This is a genomic window from Arthrobacter sp. (assembly GCF_031988865.1).
Lineage (GTDB): Bacteria > Actinomycetota > Actinomycetes > Actinomycetales > Micrococcaceae > Arthrobacter_B.
Window position 1 is genome coordinate 1 of the sequence record NZ_DALZXY010000027.1, and the last position, 22,775, is coordinate 22,775.

A 22,775-nucleotide genomic window follows, 5' to 3' on the forward strand; every position below is an offset into this window, starting at 1 on the left:
CCGGCGGGGCCCCCCGGGCCGCCGGGACCACCGGGGTAGCCCGGGTATCCTGGCCCGCCCGGGTACCCACCGGGGCCGCCGTAGCCGCTGGGGCCGGGTATGCGGCTGCGGAGGAGGATTCCGCCCACGATCAGCGCTGCACCGGCCAGGACCAGGCAGGCCGCCCCGATGAACATCCCGGCTGCCACCGGCCCCAGGAGGTCAGAGCGCGCGCCCATCTGCAGTTCGGCCCGTACCGGTGCGCTGCCGTCGGCGTTCATCACCACCACGGTCCAGCGGCCCTGGTCCAGGTCCCAGCTCATTTCCTGCTGGCCTGACCCGGAGGAGGCTGATGCCCAAAAGTCCTGTTCAGCGGGCGGAGCAGGAACGGCGGTGCCTTCGAATTCTCGGAAATAGGCGTTAAACGGTTCGTAAGTCACGTCCCTCAGCTCGCTGTGGGCCACGTCGGCAAGGTACCGGTTCACGTCTGCCGTCGGGCCGATGCCGATGAAGAGTTCTTGATCCGGAGCTGCTGCCTCGCCACGGACGTTGATTGTTCCCACCGCAGTTCCGCTGTCTATGTCCTCGTCAACGTTGATCGACTCGGTGGTCATGGCGTTGGAATCGACCTGGTAAAGCTCCTGGGGTAAGGACAGGAACTCGCCGGACGCCTGGCGGGAATTGAGGAAGCCCACTGCTGCGCCGCCGATCCCCAGACCCAGTCCAAACAGAATCAGCAGGCTGCCTGCCACGATCATGACGATTTTGCCGGCTCGCATGGTGGTACGTCCCTCCGGTGTCCCGGGCTGCGGTCCCCTAGTTCAGGGTTCTCCCGTCCAAGAACCGTGTCAAGGACGCGCAGCTAGCGGGAGGGCTCCTGCAGTACGTCACCGAGGTCAAACCTGACAGGTTCCTCCAGCTGGGCGTAGCCACACGATTCGGGTTCGCGGTCAGGACGCCAGCGGACGAAACTCGGCGGGTGCCGGAAGCGGGGGCCTTCCATATGGTCGTAGGCGACTTCCACTACGCGGACGGGTTGCAGCGGCGTAAAGGAAAGGTCCTTCGTTCCGCTCCATCTGCTGCTTTCGGCATTCCGCGGGGTCCGGGTGCCGGCGCCCTGTTCCGCCTCGGTCCACGGATGACCGCTGTCCCAGGTCACCAGCGGCTGCAGTTCCTGTCACAATTCCTTGCGCCGCTCCATCGGGAAGGCGCCGACAACCCCCACGTTCGCGAGGACGCCGTCGTCGTCATAGAGCCCCAGCAGCAGCGAACCGATCCGGTCCTCTCCGCTCTTGTGCACGCGGTAGCCGGCCAGGACGCAGTCGGCGGTGCGGCGGTGCTTGACCTTGGACATGGTGCGTTTGCCCGGTTCGTAGCCCGATTCCAGCGGCTTGGCGAGAACTCCGTCCAGCCCAGCTCCTTCGAATCGGTTAAACCAGTCCCGCGCCTTGTCCGGATCCAGCGTCTGCCGGGTCAGGTGCAGCCTCCCTCCGGCCGTACCCGGGCCCGTTCGAAGGGCGGTTTCAAGAGCCGCCCGCCGTTCCCGGAACGGCTTGCCGGTGAGGTTTTCGCTGCCCAGGGCCAGCAGGTCGAAGGCAACGAAGGACGCCGGTGTCTGCTCCGCAAGCAGCTTCACCCGGCTGGCTGCGGGGTGGATGCGCTGCTGAAGCAGGTCAAAATCCAGCCGCGTGCCGTCGGCATTGACCAGGATGATTTCTCCATCCACCACGCATTTTTCCGGCAGCCCGTCCAGGAACGCGTGCACGAGTTCCGGAAAGTAGCGGTTCATGGCCCGCCCGTTGCGGCTGGTGATCTCCACCTCGGCGCCGTCGCGGAAGACGACGGCGCGGAATCCGTCCCATTTGGGCTCATAGGCGAAGCCACCTTCCGGGACACCGTCCACGGCCTTCGCCAACATGGGATCGACGGGCGGCATAAGCGGCAGTTCCATTGCGTACCTTCCGATGAGGCGGTCGTTTCCCGGGCTGTGCTCCACCGTAGGATGCAATCATGAGTCTGAACAGCAGGGAACCACGCTCCGGCCACTCTGCCGCCGGCACCGGAACTGCCCCGGGCGCCCGGCAGGCCGCCGGCCCCTATCTGCCGCCGTTGCTGTATCCGGTCCATAAGATCGGGGCACGCACCCTGGATTTTCGCCGTGAGGTGGCGCTGATGGCCATCATCAACCGGACCCCCGACTCCTTCTACGACGCCGGAGCCACCTACGCGCTCGACGCCGCGGTGGGGGCTGCGCTGGCTGCCGTGCACGACGGCGCCGACTGGGTGGACATTGGCGGCGTGCCCTTCGCCCCGGGTCCGGCCCTGGGCGCGGCGCAGGAGGCGGCCAGGGTGGTGCCGGTCATCCGGGCGGTCCGCGAGGCCACGGATGTGATCATCTCCGCTGACACGTTCCTGCCGGCCGTGGCAGAAGCGGCCATCGAAGCCGGAGCCACTGTCATCAACGACACGACCGGGCTGCACAACCCTGACCTGGCACGGGTCGCCGCCGAGTCCGGCGTCCATCTGGTCATCACGCACAGCCTGGCCGCGCCGCGCACCGTTTTTCCGCGCCCGCAATACGCCGACGTCGTTTCCGAGGTCGCGGAGTTCCTTCATCGGCGCAGCGGGTATGCCCAGGAGCTGGGGGTGGCACCGGAAAAGATCATCATCGATCCCGGGCATGACCTGAACAAGAACACCCTCCACTCGCTCGAACTCACCCGCCGGCTGGCCGAGATTGCTTCTCTTGGCTACCCCGTGCTGGCCGCTGTCTCCAACAAGGACTTCATCGGCGAGACCCTTGACGCTCCGAAATCCGCGCGGGTGGAGGGATCCCTCGCGGCGGGCGTCGCCAGCATCATCAACGGCGCGCGGATCCTGCGGATGCACAACGTTTCCGCGGCCCGCAGCGCTATCCGGATGACTGAAGCCATCCTCGGCTGGCGGGCCCCCGCCTACCTGCGGCACAACATGGGCGATGTGAACGAACCGGCGGCCCAGGAATGAGCGCGGTGATCACCGTTCCCGGGTCCTCGGCGGAGCTCAGCGATGAGCAGCTGCTCGCTGCCTATGCCTGGGACGAAGACGGAACGGACCGCCCTCTCTTCCGCTTCAATTTCGTTGCGTCAGCCGACGGCGCCGCGGCCGTGGACGGGCGTTCCGGAGGGCTGGGCGACGACGCCGACCACCGGGTCTTCGCGCTGCTCCGGCGGACGGCCGACGTCATCCTCGTGGGCGCCGGAACGGTGCGCACAGAGGGCTACGCGGGCGGCCTGCTCGACGCCGAAGGACAGTCCTGGCGCGCGGCGAGGGGCCTGCAGCCGCACCCGGGCCTGGCCATCGTCTCCGGAACCCTGGACCTGGATCCCGGCAGTCCCCTCTTTACGCAGGCTCCGGTACGTCCGCTGATCCTCACGACGGCGATCGCACCCCTGGAACACCGCCGGGCCCTGGAGCAGGTGGCGGACGTGGCAGTGGCAGGGGCCCGGACGGTGGAGCCGGAGCAGGCCGCCCAGGTGCTCGCGGCGCGTGGATTCGACCGGGTCCTGTGCGAAGGCGGGCCGCACGTTTTCGGTACCTTCCAGGCCGCCGGACTGGTCGATGAGCTCTGCCTGACGCTCAGTCCGCTGCTGACGGCGGGAAGCGCTACCCGGATCACGGCGGGCTCACCTGAGCTGGCGCCCCGCCGGATGGAACTGGCGCACGTGCTGTGCAGCGGCGGCACACTGCTGCTGCGCTACCGCAGCCAGCCATCGGCGGCCGGTTAGAAGTTGATCATGTGGCCGGTCAGCCCGTGGAACGCCTCCTGAAGCGCTTCGCTCAGGGTGGGATGGGTGTGGACGTTCCGGGCAAGTTCGGCGGCGGTGAGGTCCCACTTCTGCGCGAGGGTCAGTTCCGGGAGCAGCTCTGAGACGTCCGGGCCGATCAGGTGTCCGCCCAGCAGTTCGCCGTGAGCCGGGTCCGCGATCAGCTTCACGAATCCCACCGGTTCGCCGAGTCCGTGGGCCTTGCCGTTGGCGGTGAAGGGGAACGTGCTGACCAGGACGTCCCGTCCCTCGTCGCGGGCCTGCTGCTCGGTCAGACCGAAGCTCGCCACCTGCGGCTGGCAGAAGGTGGCGCGCGGCATCATGCGGTAGTCTCCCAGCGGCATCGTCTCGGCGCCGCCAATGGTCTCTGCCGCGACCACTCCCTGGGCCTCGGCCACGTGTGCGAGCTGCAGTTTGCCCGTGACGTCGCCGATCGCGTAGATGTTCTCCACGCTGGTGCACATGTAGTCGTCGATCGCGATGGCGCCGCGGCCGGTTACCTCCACCCCGGTGCTCTCGAGGCCGAACCCCTCCAGCCGCGGAGCGAAGCCGACGGACATCAGCACGCGGTCCGCGTCGATGCTCTGCCGGCTGCCTGCCTTGTCCGTGTAGCTGACGGTGACCGATGAACCGTTATCGGTAACGGTTTCGACCTTGGCGGACGTGTGGATCGGGATCCCGAGCTTTTTGTACTGCTTGGTGATTTCCTTGGAGACGTCGGCGTCCTCGTTCGGCAGGGCACGGTCCAGGAACTCGATGATGGTCACGTCGACGCCGTAGCTGCGCAGGACGTACCCAAATTCCATGCCGATGGCCCCAGCTCCAACAATCACCATCTTCGCCGGCAGGTCGCGGCTGAGGATCTGGGTTTCGTACGTGACAACGTTGGCGCTGAGCTCCACGCCAGGCAGGAGCTTAACAGTGGCGCCCGTAGCGATGATGGCGTTCTCGAAGGTGAGTTCCTCGGTGCCGCCCTGGGACAGCGTGACCTCCATCTTGTGCGCGTCCTTGAACACGCCACGGCCGTCGTACTCGGTGATCTTGTTCTTCTTCATCAGGAAGTGAACGCCCTTGACCCTGCCGTCGGCCACCTGCCGGCTGCGGTCATACGCGGCACCGTAGTCGAAGCTCACGTCGCCGTGCATTCCGAAGGTCGCCGCCTGCCGGGTGAAAATCTGCGCAAGTTCAGCATTGCGCAGCAGGGCCTTGGACGGGATGCAGCCCACGTTCAGGCAGACTCCTCCCCAGTACTTTTCCTCGATCACAGCAACATTGAGCCCGAGCTGGGCTGCCCGGATGGCCGCGACGTACCCGCCCGGCCCTGCACCCAGGACCACGACGTCGTAATGTGCACTCATGCTGGCTCCTCGTCAGATCGGAACAGACAGACAAAACCCTCAGCTGGCTTAACACTCTCACGCAGCCTCCGGGGACTCCATGCATGCGCACAGCTCAGATGTAGCCGCGGTAGCCCTGCCAGGCCAGCCGGCGCTCCGCAAACGGATCGGACTCAATCCGGTCCTCACGGTCGAAGATCCTGGTATGCCGGTGCGTCTCCTCATACCGCGGCCAATCCTCCCCGGGGAGATGGACGTGGGCCAGGTTCAGCAGCGACCCCTGGAACCTGACGGAGAGTTCTTTGAGCTCCTCGGTGCCGCCCAGCAGCGACAGGGCCCGCATTATTTTCTCGCTGGTTTCGCCGAACATCACGGGGACGTCGAAGGCGTGGGTTGCCCCCAGGCCAAGCATGTTCATCAGCCGGGTGGCGTAGTCGTACCGGTAGGCCCAGGTGGGCGCCACCCGTGAATGGCCTTCCGCTACCAGCTGGCTGGGGTACCAGAAGACCAGGTCGCCGCTGATCTCGACGGACCGTTCCCGGGAGGGGTAGCCCGGGTAGGCCGCCAGCACCCGATCGCGTGCCGTCGGGTCGGTGCCGGCGAACATCCGCTCGATCCGTTCCGGCGTGGACGGCAGGATGTTGTCGAGTTTCGCAAAAAGCGCGCCTTCCTGGGCCATGGTGCCCAGAACCATGGGCTTGGGTGAGGATTCACCGTCCAGGAAGATGTCGATCGGATGCCGGGGCAGGAATTCGCCGTCGATCACCGGGGACACGCTCAGTGTCCCGGGCTGCTGGACCGGCCCGATCTTGCTGGTCATCCATCTGGTGGCGCTGACCAGCCGGTCGGCGGACATGGAGCTGAGGGCCTCGGCGGCGCGGGATTCGTCCACCCGCAGGATTTCCAGCAGGTCCAGCGCCCAGCGCTCATGCATGTCGGGGTAGTACGCGCCGGACGGCGCCGGGCTCTGGGCGAAGGCTTTATGGAAGTACGGGGCCGCCGAGGGGATGCACATCAGTGCGGTGACCGCGATACCGCCGGCGGACTCTCCGAAGATGGTGACGTTGTCCGGATCCCCGCCAAAAGCCGCAATGTTCTGGTTGACCCAGGCCAGCGCCGCCACCTGGTCCCGAAGCCCAACGTTGGAATCGAACGGGCGCGCCGGTGTGGAAAAGGACGTGAAATCCATAAAGCCCAGCGCCCCGATCCGGTAATTGAGGCAGACGTAGACCACGTCCCCGGTCCTAACCAGGTTGGCACCGCGGTAGGTGCGCACGGCCGAGGATCCTGAGCTGAAGGCCCCGCCGTAAAAGAAGACCAGTACCGGCAGCAGGTCCGAGGACGGTTCCAGGGGGGAGCTGACGTTGACCGTGAGGCAGTCTTCGCTCATCAGCGGCCGCCGGCGCGAACGCTTCAGGGACCTGCCGCGGATCTGTGGCGGAATGGCGCCGAACTCCGAGGCGTCCCGTACTCCGGTCCAGTCCGGGGCTGGTTGTGGCGCACGCAGCCTCAGGTCGCCCAGCGGCGGAGCCGCGTAGGGAATCCCGCGCCAGGTGCGGACCCCGTCGTCGACAGTTCCGCGGACCCAGCCGTTGGCTGTCTCCACCTCCAGCGTTGATATATCCAGGGACATGGCTCTCCTGCTTCCACCGGGGCGGCGCATCTCTGCACCGGATTGACCAAGGTCCCGGGTTCAGCTTCCTGCACCGCGCGAAGGCGCAGGCCGTTCCGGTGCACTTTGCACCACCGGAGGTGTTCTTCCAGGACCAGTGCCGCGCATATCAACGATAGGCCTGTCGCCGGGCAGTGGCCATAGCCGCGGAAGGAACGAGATGGCTTCGGCTCCACGCCGGATCGGCGTATCAAATCCTGGTTTCAGTCCGTATCCGGGTCCGCAAACCAGACCGGATGACGGGCCCGGTTGAGCCCCGATACGCGGCCTGGTTCAGTCCTGGTAGGCGGGTTCGGGCACCCGGTGGAGGTATGCCTGGCGGCGGGGAGGTTCACCCTGGTGCCGCATGAGATAGCGGTGGACGGCCAGTTCTTTCAGGCAGAGAAGTCCGACGGCGGCCACGTTGAGGAGGACTTTTGCGGGTGTGGACCAGTCTGTCAGGACGCAGAGCATCCACACCATCAGCAGGACCGGTATATCGATCATGCGAAGTGCGGCCGGCGGCTTTCCGGCGCGCCGGCTTTCGGACTGTGGCTGAGCTAACATCCATGTGCTCGTCGAAGCCATAACAACTTCTTTCCCCCGCGAGAACGGTGGAGCAGTTGATCATCCATGAGACTGCTGCCACCCTTAGGTAACTATTATCACATCTTTAACAACAGTCACAGTGGGCCGGTCATAAGGGCGCAGACGCCTTAACGTTCGGAAACAGTTCCGTTCTCCACCATCCACAGCCGGTCCAGCTGCACATTCTCCAGCATCCGCCGGTCATGGGTGACCAGGAGAAGTGTTCCGGTGTAGCTCTCCAGGGCCTCCTCAAGCTGCTCAATGGCCGGCAGGTCGAGGTGGTTGGTGGGCTCATCGAGGATCAACAGGTTGACGCCGCGTGCCTGCAGCAGTGCCAGCGCCGCGCGGGTCCGCTCGCCGGGCGACAGTGCTCCCACCAGGCTGCCCGACTGGTCGGCTTTGAGGCCGAACTTGGCCAGCAGGGTCCGAACCTCCGCCGGCGTCATTTCCGGGACACAGGACTCAAAGGCATCGGTGAGCTTTTTCTCCGCGTCAAGCTGGCCGCGGAGCTGGTCAATCTCCCCGACCGCCACCGAGGCGCCCAGCGACGCCGAACCGGCGTCGGGCTCCAGCCGGCCCAGCAGCAGCGACAGCAGCGTGGACTTCCCAGCCCCGTTGGGGCCGGTGATGCCGATCCGTTCTCCGGCATTGACCTGCAGCGACACCGGGCCAAGGGCGAACCCGCCGCGCTGCACCACGGCTTCGTTCAGGACCGCCGTGACGGTGCTGGAGCGCGGTGCCTCAGCGATGCTGAACTGCAGCTGCCACTCCTTGCGCGGCTCTTCCACTTCCTCGAGCCGGGCGATGCGCGATTCCATCTGGCGGACCTTCTGCGCCTGCTTCTCCGAAGACTCGGTGCTGGCTTTCCGCCGGATCTTGTCATTGTCCGGAGACTTTTTCATGGCGTTGCGGACGCCCTGTGAGCTCCATTCCCGGGTAGTCCTGGCCCGGGAGACCAGGTCTGCTTTTTTCCCGGCGAATTCCTCGTAGGCTTCCCTCGCGTGGCGCTTGGCGACCGCCCTTTCCTCGAGGAAGGCGTCGTAACCGCCGTCGTAGACCGCCACCTGGTTTTGGGCGAGATCGAGTTCGACCACCGTCGTGACACAGCGGGCGAGGAACTCGCGGTCGTGGGAGACCAGGACGACGCCGCCGCGCAGTCCGCGGACGAACTCCTCCAGTTTCGCCAGTCCGTCGAGGTCCAGGTCATTGGTGGGCTCGTCCAGGAGCACGATGTCGAAGCGGCTGAGCAGCAGGGCGGCCAGCGCCACCCGGGCAGCCTGCCCGCCGGAGAGCCCGGTCATCAGGGAATCAGGCCCGGCGTCGAGCCCAAGTTCCGCGAGCACCGCGGGCATCCGCTCCTCGAGGTCCGCCGCGCCCGAAGCGAGCCAGGTATCCAGGGCCGCTGCGTAGCGGTCGTCGGCGCCCTTGGTTTCCCTTCCCAGTTCCTCCGCGGCCGCCTCCATCGCTTCGGTGGCCGCCGTCGATCCGGTCCGCCGCGAAATGTAGGCGGCGACCGTTTCTCCGGAAACCCGCTCATGCTCCTGCGGGAGCCATCCGACGAAAGCGTCCGTCGGATGGCGCTGCACGACGCCGCCCATGGGCTCCGCGGCCCCGGCCAGAATCTTCAGCAGGGTGGACTTACCCGCGCCGTTGGCCCCCACGACGCCGATGACGTCACCCGGGGCAACGGTCAGTGAGAGATTTGAGAAGAGGACGCGGTGAGCGTGGCCGCCGGCAAGATCCCGGGCGAGCAGTGTTGCGGTCATCCTGCAATCCTATGCGGCGCACTCCCCCGCAGCGGCACCGGCCGCATCCGCCCGGGAGAGCCGTGAACTACCGGAACCCGCGGTAGCCGTTCCATGCCTTCCGCCGAGCGCTCCGGGGATCGAGCTCGATCCGGTCATACCGGTCGAAGATCTTGGTGCGGCGGGACGCTGTATCGTACTTCGGCCACATGGGCCCGGGAACACCGGTCCTGGCGAAGCGCAGCAGCCCGGATTGGAACCGGTGCCCGACGTTCGCTGCGGTCCGCCGGTCTCCCAGCCGCACCAGGGCCTTGCCCAGCCCGGAACCGTAGTTTCCGAACACCGCGGGAAGGTCCATCCCGTGAGTGGCCCCCAGGCCGGCCAGCCGGGCGGCGCGGGGTGCGAAGTCGAACCGGTAGGACCACGCAGGCGCGTACTGGGAATGCGCCTCGGCCACCTGGATGGCCGGGTGCCAGAAGACGGCGTCGCCTCCGATCTCCACTGCCTGCTTCTTGTGTGGATACCCCCGGTAGGCCGCGATGACGCGCTCGCGGTGGTCCGGCTCCGTGAGCGCGAACATCTTCTCGATCCGGTCCTTGTTGGTGGGCAGGATGTCATTGAGCTTGTCGAAGAGCTCTCCTTCCCGTTCCATGGATCCGATCACCATGGGCAGCTGCTGGGCCTTGCCCTGCGCGAACGCATCGAGGGGGTGCAGGGGCAGGAAGGAACCGTCAACCACCGGGGCCAGGCTCAGCGCCCCGGGCTGGGCATCGGGGGTGATTCTCCCGGTCAGCTGGCTGACTGCCGCCACCAGGGACATCGCCGACATTTCGCTCAGTGCCTCCGCGGCCCCGCCGGCGCCAACGCCGAGGAGCCCGAGGAGTTCCCCGGCCCACGCACCCGTCAGGTCCGGTCCGTAAACCGCGCCCGGGGCAGGGCTCTGGAGGAAAGCCCGGTGGAAGAGCCCTGCCGCGGAGGGGACGCACATCAGGGTCAGGGCGGACGTGGCGCCGGCAGACTCACCAAAAATCGTGACGTTATCCGGATCGCCGCCAAAGGCGGCAATATTCCGCTGGACCCATTCCAGTGCCGCAACCTGGTCTCCCAGCCCCACGTTGGCTTCGAAGGGCCGCTCAGGCGTGGAGTAGGCGCGGAAATCCATGAAGCCCAGTGCTCCCAGGCGGTAGTTCATGGCTACAAAAACTACGTTCCCGCTGGTGACGAGTCCGGACCCGTCCAGCAGGTCCATGGCGGCAGACCCGGAGCTGAAGGCTCCGCCGTGGAAGAAAACCAGGACGGGCAGCGGCGCCTCAGCAGGTTCCCGGGGTGCGGTCACGTTGATGGTGAGGCAGTCTTCGCTCATCGGGGTGCTGCCGCCTGCCCCGGGCAGCAGCCGGCGGGCGCGTTGGGGCGCCCACGGGCCGAATCTGGAAGCATCCCGCACCCCGCGCCATGGGCGGGGCCTGCGGGGCATCCGCAGCCGCAGCTCTCCGACCGGGGGGGCGGCGTAGGGCATGCCGCGCCAGCTCCGCGTGCTCCCCAGGACCCGTCCGCGGACAGGACCTTCGCTGGTTTGGATGGTGAGGCCTGCTTCGGCGGTGGCAGTGGACATGGGCATCCTTTCAACCTGTGAAGCCTGTGGGCTGGCCGGGGTTGACCGGGCGCCATGGTGGATACTATCCAGCGCCGTGGGAGTACACCATCCTTCGCGGCCGTACCTCCCGCCAATGGCTCCAACGGGTTGGCCGGCATGTTCCAGCCACTGGGTAACCTGCTCTTCTCCTGCCCGGTTCAGCCACCGGTGAAAGGCCCCCGCACGCCATCAATAAGTATGCTTATGCTCGTGGGGTACATCCCGAGGATTGGAGCAACATGGCACGCGTGGCAATTATTGGCGGACACGGCAAAGTGGCACTGCAGCTGGCGAAGGATTTGGCAGCAAACGGCCACCAGGTAACCTCGCTGGTCCGGAATCCCGACCATGTCGCGGAAGTCAGCGCGAATGGAGCTGCACCCGTGGTGGCCGACGTCGAGAGGCTCGACACCGCGGGGATCGCGGAGAAGCTGAAGGGCCAGGACGCCGTCATTTGGTCGGCCGGGGCCGGCGGTGGATCACCCGAACGCACCTACGCGGTGGACCGCGACGCCGCGATCCGTTCGATGGACGCGGCTGTCCAGGCCGGTGTGCGCCGTTACGTCATGGTCTCCTACATGGGGGCGGGCAAGAACCACGGTGTGCCGTCCGACAACAGCTTCTTCGCCTACGCCGAGGCCAAGGCCGCAGCGGACGAGTATCTGCGCCGCAGCGGCCTTGACTGGACCATCCTGGGGCCCAGTGCCCTCACGGATGATCCCGGCACCGGCCGCATCAGCATCGGGCCGGGCCAGGACGGCAGCGTGTCCAGGGCGGACGTGGCGGCAGTGGCCGCAGACGTGCTCGAACGCCCGGCAGCGGTGGGAGCGTTCATCGAGTTCGTGAACGGAACCACCCCGATCCATGAGGCACTCGACCGCCTCTGAGATCTGCCTGGCGCCCAGCGGTTCAGGCGTCGCGGGCCGCCGCTGGTCCCGGTTCCACCGGAAACAGATCAGGTGCGGTGTACCCGGACCGGGAAAAGGCCCGGGTCACCGCGGCGCCCACCCGGCCGGCGTCGTCCCGGCGGACCAAGGCAATCGCCGAACCGCCGAAACCGCCTCCGGTCATGCGGGCCCCCAGGGCGCCTGCGGCTTTGGCCGCGTCCACGGCGAGGTCCAGCTCCGGGCAGGAAACCTCAAAGTCATCGCGCAGGGATTCATGGCCGGCATCCAGCAGCGGTCCCAGGCGGGCGGGCGGCCGGCCAGTCTCAAGGTGCTCGACGACGGCCAGTACGCGGGCATTTTCGCTCACCACGTGCCGTGCCCGGCGGTACTGCGTGGTCTCCAGTGTTCCGGCTGCCAGCACCAGGCCCGAGAGGTCGATATCCCGCAGCGACTCCAGGCCCAGGCTGCCTGCGGCCCGTTCACAGTCCAGCCGCCGCTGCGCATACCCGCCGGAGTCATGGGCGTGGCTGACCCTGGTATCGATAACCAGCAGCACCAGCCCTGCCTCCGCCAGGTTCAGCGGAACGAGCCGGGAGGCACGCGTGCGGCAGTCCAGGAACAGGGCTTGGCCCTCCGCGGCCAGGAGCGACGCCGACTGGTCCAGGATCCCGGTGGGGGCACCGGCAAACTCGTTTTCCGCCTGCTGGCACAGCAGCACCATGTCGTCACGGCTGAACCCGGTATCAGCCAGGTCATTTAGGGCCAGCGCGACGGCGCATTCCACCGCGGCCGAAGAAGAGAGTCCGGCTCCCACCGGGACGTCCGAGTCGAGCAGGATGTCCATGCCCGGAACCTCGGCACCGCGCAGCCCGAAGGCCCAGGGAACTCCCGCGGCATAACGGCTCCATCCCTCCAGCACCCCGGGACGGAGGTCTTCGACCCGCACTTCGGCCGGTGCTCCCCCGGCGGTGGTCGCCATCCGCAGCAAGCCGCCGGGGCGGAGCGCCGCCGCCACGCGGGCTCGCCGGTTGATGGCGAGGGGAAGCACGTACCCCTGGTTGTAGTCGGTGTGCTCGCCCATGAGGTTGACACGCCCGGGCGCGGACCAGATCCCCTCCGGCGGGCGGCCGTAATGGTCCTGGAAGGCCGCGGCCGCTGCGCTCGCGCTCACCGTCGGGTGCCTTCCAGATCCGTTGCCGCCCGTACTCCCGGATGGCCGTCCTGTGGCGCCGCGCTCTCGAAGACCGGCAGTGCGTCCCTCAGCCGGGCCGCAGTCTCTTCCGGCATGACATCGCCGATGAAGGCACCCATTGCAGCTTCGGATCCGGCTAGGTACTTGAGTTTTGAGGCGGCCCTGCGGGGTGAGGTGAGCTGCAGGTGGAGCCGGTAGCCGCTGCGTCCGGGGTGGCGCACCGGCGCCTGGTACCACGCAGCGATGTACGGGGTCGGCGTCGGATACAGGGCCTCCAGCCGGCCAAGCACGTCGAGGTAGACGGCGGAAAGTTCTTCCCGTTCAGCGTCGGAGAGGGCCGGCAGGTCGGGCACGGGCCGGTGTGGCACTATGTGCACTTCGATGGGCATCCGGGCGGCGTGGGGCACATACGCGGTCCAGTAGCTGCCTCGGCTGATGACGCGGCGTCCGTCCGCCAGTTCGGCTGCCAGCAGGTCCGCGAAGAGATCTTTCCCGGTTGATTCCCGATGCCGTGCGGCCGAGTCCAGCTGTTTCAGCGTCCGTGGCGTGGTGAACGGGTAGGCGTAGATCTGACCGTGCGGGTGGTGCAGGGTCACGCCGATCTCCGCCCCGCGGTTCTCGAAGATGAAGACCTGTTCGACGCCGGGGAGCCGGGACAGCTCGGCGGTGCGCTGGGTCCACGCCTGAATGACGGTCCGGACGCGCTCGCGGCTCAGGCCTGGGAAGGAAGCGAGGTGGTCGGCGGAGAACGCCACCACTTCGCAACGGCCCACGGCGGGCCCCTGTGCGATAACCCCTGCGGGCAGGGCAGCGGCCCCCGCGGCCGGACCGAAGGCGGGGAACCGGTTCTCGAAGACGGCGACGTCGTAGCCTGCCGCGGGGATTTCCGTGGCCCGGCCGGGCATCGAGGGGCACAGCGGGCAGTCCTCCGCGGGCGGGAGGTGGGTGCGGGTCTGCCGGTGCTCCGCATAGGAAACCCATTCGCCCAAGAGCGGATCAAAGCGCAGCACCGGTGTTCCGGGCCGCGGCGGCAGGCTGCGGGTGTCCTCGGGCGGGGCTCCGGGCTGCGGCCGGTTGCCGGCGTCGAAAAAGTAGAGCAGGTCGCGCCCGTCGCTGAGGCTGGTGCGGAGCGGGTCAGCCGGGCCGCGGCTGGTGGACCCGGTCATCGCCCCTCCAATCCACGCACATGCAGCAGAATCGCCCGTTCCGGGTTCAGCACCGGCATGGGTACCCCCGCGGTGGACAGCCAGGCGCCTCCGGCCTGCAGGCCGGAGGCGAACCACGCCGGTTCGCTGCGCTGGAGAAAAGTGCCGGGCTCATCAAGGATCACCGGATCCAGCCTATAGCTCCGCAGCGGATCGAGTCCCGGCAGGGGCAGGCGGCCCGGAGATTCGTCGGCGGAGCCGTGCAGCGCAGCCAGTATGTAGAGCGCCTCGCCCTGGTCCGCAGCAACGGTTCCGTACAGCGAGAGCGCGGGATCGGCCAAGTCTGCCCGGACGGCGGTTCCGGAGTGAATAAGCTGCCGGTGCTGCTTGTAGAGGCCGATCAGCCAGCGCAGCAGGTCCTTCTCCGTGCCTTGGGCCTGCCGGATGTCCCATTCCATGCCGAAGTGGCCAAAAAGTGCGGTCAGTCCACGGAAGCCCAGGGAATGGGTCCGCCCGGAGGTGTGGGCCTGCGGCGGTCCGATGTGCTGCCCCACCAGTTCCGGGGGCAGCAGCCGCTGGGTCCATTCCTGGATCTGCTGGCGTTCCAGGGCGTCGTTTGAGTCGGAGGCCCAGACCCGGTCCGTGTTCTCCAGCACGCCAAGGTCCACCCGGCCGCCGCCGGAGGAGCAGGACTCGATTTCCAGTCCGGGATGCCGCGCCTTGAGCTCGGCCATCAGCCGGTACGCGGCCAGCGTCTGCTCGTGTGCCGACGGGACGCCGGCGGAGGACGTGTCCGTCAGGTCACGGTTCTGGTCCCATTTCAGGAAGCTGATGTCGTAGGTGCCCAGCAGCGCATCCAGCTGCGTCAGGACGTGTTTGAACGCGCCCTCCTGCGTCAGGTCCAGCACCTGCTGTTGCCGCCAGGCCGGGGCCAGGGTGTCTCGCCGGGACCGGCAGATCCACTCCGGATGCGCCCTGGCGGTTTCGGAATCAGGGCTCACCATTTCCGGTTCGACCCACAGACCGAATTCCATCCCAAGTCCGCGCACGTGGCTGACCAGCGGCTGCAGGCCGTCCGGCCAGGCAACGTCGGAAACGTTCCAGTCCCCCAGCGCCCGCCGGTCGTCTCGGCGGCCGCCGAACCAGCCGTCGTCGAGCACAAAACGTTCCGTGCCCACTTCAGCGGCTGTATCCGCCAGCTCGGTCAGCGCCTGCAGGTCATGGTCGAAATAGACAGCTTCCCAGGTGTTCAGCACCACCGGCCGGGGGCCTGCGGGGTGCTGGGGGCGGGACCGGAGCCAGGTGTGGAACGCGGCGCTGATCCCGTCCAGGCCTTCGCTGGACTGCGCTGCGTAGAGCCACGGGGTGGAATAGGAGCTGCCGGTAACCAGCACGGCTTCTCCGGGGCCGAGCAGTTCCTCGGCCGCGAGCAGGCGGACTGGATCGGGGGTGCGCTCGGCCCGGAGCCGCCAGTTGCCGCTCCAGCCAAAGTGCACCGCCCGGACCTCTCCACGGCGGTTTCCAAAACCCGGGGTTCCCGCGGCCAGGAGGATGGGCGCGTCGTGCCCGGTGCGTCCGTGCCTGCCTTCCCGCATCCACGTGCCCTGCTGGAAGGGCAGCCGCTGCGGGCTGCGTTCGCGGGTCCACCGGCCAGTGGTGTCCAGCAGCTCTGCGGCGTTGGCGCCGGCGGGAACGGCTACAGACAGGTGCTGCAGCTGGTAGGAGCCGGTTCCGGTGTTGGTCAGGGTGTTCCGCAGGCGCATCAGGCCGCCGGTAAGCAGTTCTATCCGCGTTTCCAGCTGCAGCCCGGAGTCAGCATCGGTGCCGGTGAGGGTCGCGCAGGCGCCGTCCGCGTCCACGGCCGGATCCCGGAACCGCGGGGAGGCAGCCCGCCCGGAGCGGTGTCCGGCCAGCAGCGGGGTGCCGCGCCACCCCTCGGCGGCGGATGGCCACAGCGGATCCCCCTGGGTTGGATGGTCGTAGCTGGAATGCAGCACGGGTCCGGTGAGCAGCTCCGGTGCCGGAATGGGACCGGGCAGGGCGGGCCCCCAGTACAGGACGCGCGGCGCCCCGTCCGTGGCCAGGCTGAAGGTGGTGCCGTCTTTCTCCAGGTGCACGGTGGTCATGGCAGCAGCCCTCCGGCAGTGTCCTGGCCCAGGACCGCCAGCCGGAGCCGCAGCCTGGCTGAGGCCTCGTTGTAAGCGTGTTCGGGCAGGACGTCGATGCCGCATGACCGGCTGCCCAGGCCATGGGCCCCGGCGTCAATCACCAGGTGCCAGGCGAGGGGCAGGGGCAGTTCGGCGTCGTGCGCTGTCTCGGCCAGGTCGGCGGCACCCCACGGCAGCAGCGAAAAGCCGGCCTCGTCGGGTGCCTCCAGCAGGTCGACGCGCAGCCGCCGGCCGTCGGAGAGTGCCGCTTCCAGCCAGCGCACCCCTCCCCTCCGGCCGTTCTCCTGCGGCCTGGGGTATCGGGTCCGGAGGGCGGAAGCCGGGAGTTCATGGACCCCCCAGCGCTGTGCAGCCGCGGAGTCCGCGTAGGTCTCCCCGGGGCCTTGTCCGAGCCAGCGGACGGTAGCGGCCTCCTCCAGGGCCTCCAGCGGAAGCCGGAAGGCGAGCGCCAGCCGGGCCAGGGGGAAGTCCCATGCGTTCAGTGAGTTGATGCGGGCATCCAGTTCCAGTCCTCCGGGCACAGCGCTCCAGTCGAGCAGCATGCTGAAACCGCCGCTGCCCGAGGGCGGGGAATAGCGGTGCTCGACGGCGGTGCCGGTCCCTGTGCGTTTCAATGCAACGGTCCGGCGGCTCAGCCGGTCCAGGCGGGCGTGCTCCCAGCGTTCGGCGAGGGCAATTGGCGGGCCGGGCTCACTGCCTGCGTAGGCGTCCCAGTCGAATCCGGGAGGAAGAGCTGTGCGCAGTTCGCGGTGCGGTTCGATCGTGCCGCGGTCATTATCCGTGGGGGCACGCCAGGCCGAGAGCTCCGGGCCGGTGATGCCGATACCGCCGAGCTGTGCCAGGACACCTGATGAATCAAACTCAGCCAGCCCCGGAAGGCCGGCCGAAGGGGTCTGAGCCGGGAGCGGGTGTTGGCCCGCGGCCTGGCCGGCGGCCTGGCCGGCGACCACGTCGGCAACAGAGACCTTGGTCGTGGCACGGACCTCGGCGGTAACAGAGTCCTCAGTGGTGCTGTGGACAACCAGCTGCCCCCATGCCACCTCATGACCGGCCGGCGCCCAGTCGGGTGCCCATTCGGTTGCCCCGCCCAGCCGGACCGACACCGTCAGCGCGGCGCCGGAGGCCGGCGGCAGGCCGATGGCGTCCGCCGCATCAACGGGCAGGGGAACCACCAGCTGTGCCCGGGCAGGAATGTCCGGGACGTCCAGGGCTCCCGCAGCGAGTTCCTTGCCCTCGGCGTCGCGCACCTCCCACCGGAAGTCGAAGCCGTCTGTGCCGGCGAAGTCCTGCCGGTTCGTGATGGACACGGTATCGGCGGCCACGCTCACCCGGACCGGCTCAAAGACCTTGGCGAGTTCCGTCAAACCGGGACTGGGAGTGCCGTCGGCCATGGCCAGCCCGTCGAGGACGAAGTTGCCGTCGTGGACAGGTTCGCGGAAGTCGCCGCCATACGCGAGGGCCGGTACACCATCCGGGGTGACGGTGCGGAGGCCGTGGTCCTTCCATTCCCAGATGAATCCGCCCAGGAAGCGGGGGTAGGTATCCATCAGCTCTTCGTAGACGGACAGGGCACCAGGTCCGTTGCCCATGGCGTGGGCGTATTCGCAGAGCAGGAACGGTTTGGACGCAACCCGTTCGGCAGCCTGGGGTTCCATGCCCGGGATCGGCTGTCCGGCACTGATGGAGCGGCATTCTTCGGGGGTGGCGTACATCCGGGAGTAGACGTCGGTGTACCCGCAGGTGCGGTCGCCTTCGTAGTGGACGGGGCGGGCGGGGTCCTTCTCCTGCAGCCAGGCGGACATCGCGGCCAGGTTCTGTCCGGTGCCGGATTCGTTGCCCAGGGAGAACATGATCACGCTGGCGTGGTTCGCGTCCCGGGCCCAGGTCCGTTCAATCCGGTCCAGGCAGGCTGCGGTCCACTGGTCAGAATCGGCGGGGTTATCCTGCCAACCGGTGACGACAAAGCCGTGGGTCTCCAGGTCGCATTCGTCGAGCACCCAGAAGCCGAGTTCATCCGCCAGGTCCAGGAGGTGGTGGTCCGGCGGATAGTGGCTGGTGCGGATGGCATTGATGTTGTGCCGTTTCATGCTGATCAGTTCGCTGCGGCTGAAGTCCCGGGTCAGCGTGCGTCCGGTGTCCGGGTGGAATTCGTGCCGGTTGACCCCCTTCAACCGGATCGGGGCCCCGTTGACCTGCAGCACCGCGCCCTCGATCCGTACGGTGCGGAACCCCAGGCGCAGGCTGATTATTTCGGTGGCGCTGCGCACCTCTGCGTCATAGAGCCGCGGGATCTCGGCTGACCAGGGATCGACGGCGCCCAGCCCGAATGTCTGCGGTTCGGTGGAGTCGAGCTGCGCAGTAAATCCCAGTTCCTTGATCACGACGGTGAGCGGAAAGGCGCCCTCCGCGGCGTCCGGGGTGAGCGTGAGGGTGCCTCCGCCGTCGTGGTACCCGGCCTGGGCCCGCAGGTCCCGGATCCCGTGGCGCGGCTGGCCGATCAGGGTGACGGAGCGGAAAATCCCCGGGAGCCACCACTGGTCCTGGTCCTCCAGATAGCTGGCCGCGGAGAACTGGTGGACCCGGACCACCAGCCGGTTCCCGTTGTCCCGGAGCAGGCCGGTGACATCAAATTCGTGGCTGAGCCGACTGCCGGAGGCGTGGCCCAGCTCGGTCCCGTTCAGCCAAGCCTTGAAGGTCGATTCCACGCCTTCGAAGCGCAGCAGCACGGCCTCCAGGCCGTTTCTGTCCTGGAGTGCGCCGCCGTGGAGATCAAAGATCTGCAGGTAGTCGCCGGTCCCGTTGGCGTCCGGAACGAAGGGCGGATCGAGGGGAAACGGATATTGGACATTGGTGTACCAGGGACTGCCGAACCGGTTCGTCTGTCCCAGGACCAGCGGGCCGTTTGCGGCGTCGAGCATCCAGTGTCCCGGCACGCTCACGCTGTCCGGGAACTCAGCGGTGCAGGGATCGGATGCTGCTCCGGCCGCCGTCGGGCTGTACCGGAACCCCCATTGCCCGTCCAGGCTCAGTTCCGGCCGGTCGGAGTCCAGGGCGGCGCGGGGTGCCAGCGCACCCTGTCCGGGTGCTGGGTCGAGGAAGTACGGAAGGTCAGCCATTCGGGCCTGCTTTCTTGGCGGCGCGGGTGGGGTGCTGCGGTCGGTTATTTGGTGGAGCCCATGGTCAGGCCCGCAACGAAGTGTTTCTGGAGCAGGATGAAGACGATCACGGTGGGCAGCGCCACCAGGATGGCTGCCGCGGCTACCAGGTTGTTGTCGGTGAAGAACGCACCCTTGAGGTTGTTCAGCGCGCTGGTCACCGGCATTTTGCTCCCGTCCCGCAGCAGCACGAGCGCCCAGAAGAAGTCGTTGTAGATCCAGGCGAACTGCAGTGTGCCCAGGGCGGCCAGTGCCGGGCGGGTCAGCGGCAGGATGATCTGTGAGTACTGCCGCCACACTCCCGCCCCGTCCACCTGCGCGGCCTCGGTCAGCTCCTGGGGCAGCGCCCGCATGTAGTTGCTGAGCACAAAGACGCAGAAGCCCATTTGGAAGGCGACGTTGATCAGGATGATTCCCAGCTGGCTGTTATACAGGCCCAGGGAAAGGAAAAGCCGGTACAGCGGGGTGATGATCACCTGTTGCGGGAGCAGGTTGGCCGCGGTGAAGAACATCAGCAGCGCAATGTTGAATTTGAAGCTGAACCGGGCCAGCACAAACGCCGCGCAGGAGGCCATAAACAGCACCAGCGCAACGGCCGGCAGCGCTATGAGCAGCGAGTTCAGGAAATACTTGGGCAGGTCCGCCTGGGTCCAGGCGGTCACGTAGTTGTCAAAGGTTAGGGTGTCCGGCAGCGAAACGTAGCCTTTTTCCGCGGTCTCCGAGTACGGCCGCAGCGAGGTGTACAGCGCCCACACCAGCGGCAGCAGCCAGACCAGCGCCCAGGCCGCCAGGCAGACGTGCAGGACGATCCGGGATCCGCGGACGCGGGACGTGCGCCGGGCAGCGCCGGCAGTGGCTCCCTCCCGCGTCTCCGGAGCACGACGTCGGCCGGGGCCGTGTGCCGGCCGTGCGGCTTCGGCTGCTCCTCCGGCTTCTCCCCCAGCTTCTCCCCCAGCTTCTCCTTCAGTTTCCATAGTGCGGCTCATGGCGCTTCCTTCCTGAAGGTCTGCACCAGATAGGTGATGATGAATGCGAGGGAAATCAGCAGGAGCACCACGGCGAGAGCCGAGCCGAAACCAATCCGGCTCGCCTCCCCCACAATGTTGTTGGTGATCAGCACCGAGAGCAGTTCCAGCCCGTTCGTTCCCTTGTTGATGATGTACACGATGTCGAAGGCACGTAGTCCTTCAATCACGGTGACCACCAGGACCACGATGTTGATGGGTTTCATCGCCGGGAAAATGACCCGGGTGAAGGTCTGCACCTCATTGGCGCCGTCCAGTGCCGCTGCCTCCTTCATGGACGAATCCACGCCCTTCAGGCCGGCGAGGTAAAGGACCATCACGTAGCCGACGTGCCGCCAGCCGGCGGCCACCAGCACTGCCCCGAGGTTGATGTTCGAATCTCCCAGCCAGTTCACGTTGAAACCGCTTAGCTGGTTGATCAGGCCCTGGTCCTGGGAGTAGATCAGGGTCCAGATGAACCCCACCAGCGCGAGCGAGAGCACTACGGGCAGGTAGAAGACGCTCTGATAGAACCGGCTGCCGCGGATCTGTTTGTCCAGGATCACTGCCAACAGCAGGCCCAGCGGCGTGGCGATGAGCAGCAGGGCCAGAAGCCAGAGAATGTTGTTGCGCAGTGCCGGCCAGAAGGGCGGGTAGATGGTGAAAGCCTGCGTATAGTTTTCTGCCCCAACGAACTCAGGAGCGGTAACACCGTTCCAACGGGTCAGGGACAGGAAGATCGAGGCCAGTGCCGGGCCCCAGATCAGCGCGGTGACCAGCAGTGCCGGTACGCCGAGCATTAGGACCAGGACCGCCCGGTCGCGCGAAGAGTATTTCCGCACGCGGCCGGACGGCCGGCGGATTCCGGTGGCGGGAGGATGGACGCTCATGGCTGCCTGTTCTTTGTGGACCTAGTCCACAAAGATGGTCTTCTTTTGGGTTTCGATGTCGGAAAGCACGTTGTCCAGGTTGTCCGGATCCTTGATGAAGGCCTGCAGGGAGGGGATCATCACCGTGGAGGCGAAGTCGGGGCGGGTGTCCCGGTCCATGAACTGGGCAATGTGCTTGGCCGAGGAGACCAGTTCCATCCCCTTCTGCTGCAGGGCCGTGTAACCCGAGGTATCCGCACCGTTGACGGGGGCAACAAGCCCCTTGTCGGAGTCGGTGTTGATTTTCTGCGCTTCCGGCGTGCCCAGGAACTCGAGCAGTTCCTTGGCTGTTCCGGCGTTCTTGGTTTTGGCGCTCATCATGAAGCCGTCGATCGGCGCATCGAGGCTGTCGGTGCCGTAATCCGGGTTGATCTCCGGGAAGGTGAAGAAGTCCAGATCCTCGAGCGCCTCGCCGCCTTCGGCATCCTGGAACTGCTGGGAAACGAACATACCCAGAAGGTAGGTTCCGGTGGTCTTTTGCAGCAGGCCCTGCGCCGCTTCCTGCCATTCGCGGCCGAGGGCCCCTTCCTGGTGGTACGGAAGCAGCGTCTTCCAGGTTTGGAAGACCTCCTTGACCTCGTTCGATTCCCAGGACTTCTCGCCGGCAAGCAGGCTCGTGTGGAAGTCGTAGCCGTTGATGCGCATATTCAGCACATCGAAGGTGCCCATGGCTTCCCAGCCGCCCTTGTCGGCGAAGCCGATCGGGGCCAGGCCGTCCTGCTGCATCCCCTGGGCCAGAGCGATGTATTCGTCGAGCGTGGTCGGGATACTGTAGCCCTTCTCCTCGAACACCGACTTCCGGTAGAAGACGGCCCACGGGTAGTAGGACAGCGGGACGAAGTACTGTTTGCCGTCGCCGGCCGTCGCGGCGTCCTTGAAGGACTGATTGAAGCTGTCCCCGAAGTTGTCCCACACACTTGAGATGTCCCCGGCGAGGCCCTGGTCAGCGAAGAACTTCATGCGGTAGCCGGAGAACCAGGTGAAGACGTCGTCCGGATCACCCTGCAGGTAGCTGTTGATCTGCTCCTGGAAGGTGTTGTGGTCCACCGTGTTGATGGTGGCCTCCGTACCGGAGGACTTCTTGAACGCGTCGATGATGTTGGCGTAGGCAGCCTTGGGGACGGCATCGGATTGGTTGGAGCCAACCGTGATGGCTCCGGATCCCTCTGCCGTCGAGCCGGAGCTCCCACAGGCGGTCAGGGCGGCCAGCGCACCAAGTCCGAGGGCGCCGCCAAGTACCGAACGCCGGCTGACGTCGATGCGTGCGGCGGCAGACAGGAAGGATGGTGACGGGGATAGGGGTGCTGAAAACGGGCTGAAGCGGTTTGCCATGGCGTCTCCTTTGAGTCAATGGCAGTGCCGGGATCTGGGCGGGGTCTCGAAGCGGTCCGGCAGGGAGCCGAACCTAAACAGGAATATCAACACGAACTAACAAGCTCAACCACAAATCAACGCTGTGATACTGCCCGTCACTATGACACAGGTCACAAATGCGTGCAAGCTTCATAGCCGGAGCGGCAAGTCTCCGGATTTTCAGCTTCGACACTCCATGTTCG

15 protein-coding genes and 2 pseudogenes are annotated in these 22,775 nt (G+C 66.8%); 3 read left to right on the top strand and 14 right to left on the bottom strand.

All coding sequences use genetic code 11. From position 1 onward, the window contains the following. Positions 1-758, bottom strand: a pseudogene (locus tag RTN46_RS07110) (DUF4389 domain-containing protein); the annotation flags it as partial. Between the two features lie 83 nt (positions 759-841). Continuing rightward, positions 842-1,930, bottom strand: a pseudogene (locus tag RTN46_RS07115) (ATP-dependent DNA ligase). Between the two features lie 59 nt (positions 1,931-1,989). On the opposite strand from RTN46_RS07115, the gene folP reads away from it, so the two are divergent. After that, on the top strand, positions 1,990-2,985 hold the full coding sequence (gene folP / locus RTN46_RS07120; RefSeq protein ID WP_312180137.1) for a dihydropteroate synthase: 996 nt from the start codon (positions 1,990-1,992) through the stop codon (positions 2,983-2,985). Between the two features lie 5 nt (positions 2,986-2,990). Beyond that, positions 2,991-3,746, top strand: a complete 756-nt coding sequence (locus RTN46_RS07125) for a pyrimidine reductase family protein (RefSeq protein ID WP_312180138.1) — start codon at positions 2,991-2,993, stop codon at positions 3,744-3,746. Here the strand turns inward: RTN46_RS07125 and lpdA are convergent. The 5 genes from lpdA to RTN46_RS07150 form a co-directional block, all read right to left on the bottom strand. Then, positions 3,743-5,143, bottom strand: a complete 1,401-nt coding sequence (gene lpdA, locus RTN46_RS07130; RefSeq protein WP_312180139.1) for a dihydrolipoyl dehydrogenase — start codon at positions 5,141-5,143, stop codon at positions 3,743-3,745. The genes RTN46_RS07125 and lpdA overlap by 4 nt on opposite strands. Before the next feature lie 94 nt (positions 5,144-5,237). Next, positions 5,238-6,755: a carboxylesterase/lipase family protein gene (locus RTN46_RS07135; RefSeq protein WP_312180140.1), complete on the bottom strand. Its 1,518-nt coding sequence runs from the start codon at positions 6,753-6,755 to the stop codon at positions 5,238-5,240. 312 nt (positions 6,756-7,067) lie between these two features. Further along, complete coding sequence (locus tag RTN46_RS07140; protein ID WP_312180141.1) at positions 7,068-7,280, bottom strand: hypothetical protein; 213 nt, start codon at positions 7,278-7,280, stop codon at positions 7,068-7,070. Between the two features lie 209 nt (positions 7,281-7,489). Further along, complete coding sequence (gene abc-f / locus RTN46_RS07145; protein ID WP_312180142.1) at positions 7,490-9,127, bottom strand: ribosomal protection-like ABC-F family protein; 1,638 nt, start codon at positions 9,125-9,127, stop codon at positions 7,490-7,492. Positions 9,128-9,194: 67 nt separating this feature from the next. Further along, on the bottom strand, positions 9,195-10,718 hold the full coding sequence (locus RTN46_RS07150) for a carboxylesterase/lipase family protein (protein WP_312180144.1): 1,524 nt from the start codon (positions 10,716-10,718) through the stop codon (positions 9,195-9,197). A 260-nt stretch (positions 10,719-10,978) separates the two neighbouring features. Here RTN46_RS07150 and RTN46_RS07155 point away from each other — a divergent pair, with 260 nt between their 5' ends. Then, positions 10,979-11,626 (top strand): SDR family oxidoreductase, encoded by a 648-nt coding sequence (locus RTN46_RS07155; protein WP_312180145.1) that lies wholly within the window; start codon positions 10,979-10,981, stop codon positions 11,624-11,626. 22 nt (positions 11,627-11,648) lie between these two features. Here the strand turns inward: RTN46_RS07155 and galK are convergent, their stop codons facing one another. From galK to RTN46_RS07190, 7 genes are read right to left on the bottom strand one after another with little or no spacing between them, the layout of a single operon-like run. Beyond that, positions 11,649-12,797: a galactokinase gene (gene galK / locus RTN46_RS07160; protein ID WP_312180146.1), complete on the bottom strand. Its 1,149-nt coding sequence runs from the start codon at positions 12,795-12,797 to the stop codon at positions 11,649-11,651. After that, positions 12,794-13,984, bottom strand: a complete 1,191-nt coding sequence (galT, locus tag RTN46_RS07165) for a galactose-1-phosphate uridylyltransferase (protein WP_312180148.1) — start codon at positions 13,982-13,984, stop codon at positions 12,794-12,796. The genes galK and galT overlap by 4 nt, the downstream gene beginning before the upstream one ends. Then, a complete protein-coding gene (locus RTN46_RS07170; RefSeq protein ID WP_312180149.1) occupies positions 13,981-16,089 on the bottom strand; it encodes an alpha-galactosidase in 2,109 nt (702 codons plus the stop codon). Before RTN46_RS07170 ends, galT begins: the two co-directional genes overlap by 4 nt. Beyond that, entirely contained in the window at positions 16,086-19,247 is a 3,162-nt protein-coding gene (locus RTN46_RS07175) for a glycoside hydrolase family 2 TIM barrel-domain containing protein (RefSeq protein ID WP_312180152.1), read from the bottom strand. Before RTN46_RS07175 ends, RTN46_RS07170 begins: the two co-directional genes overlap by 4 nt. A 44-nt stretch (positions 19,248-19,291) precedes the next feature. Then, positions 19,292-20,272 carry a carbohydrate ABC transporter permease gene (locus RTN46_RS07180; protein ID WP_312180154.1) on the bottom strand — a complete coding sequence of 327 codons (981 nt, stop codon included), beginning with the start codon at positions 20,270-20,272 and terminating at the stop codon, positions 19,292-19,294. Then, positions 20,269-21,180: a sugar ABC transporter permease gene (locus tag RTN46_RS07185; protein ID WP_312180155.1), complete on the bottom strand. Its 912-nt coding sequence runs from the start codon at positions 21,178-21,180 to the stop codon at positions 20,269-20,271. Before RTN46_RS07185 ends, RTN46_RS07180 begins: the two co-directional genes overlap by 4 nt. A 21-nt stretch (positions 21,181-21,201) precedes the next feature. Further along, on the bottom strand, positions 21,202-22,551 hold the full coding sequence (locus RTN46_RS07190) for an ABC transporter substrate-binding protein (protein ID WP_312180156.1): 1,350 nt from the start codon (positions 22,549-22,551) through the stop codon (positions 21,202-21,204). Positions 22,552-22,775: the final 224 nt, after the last annotated feature.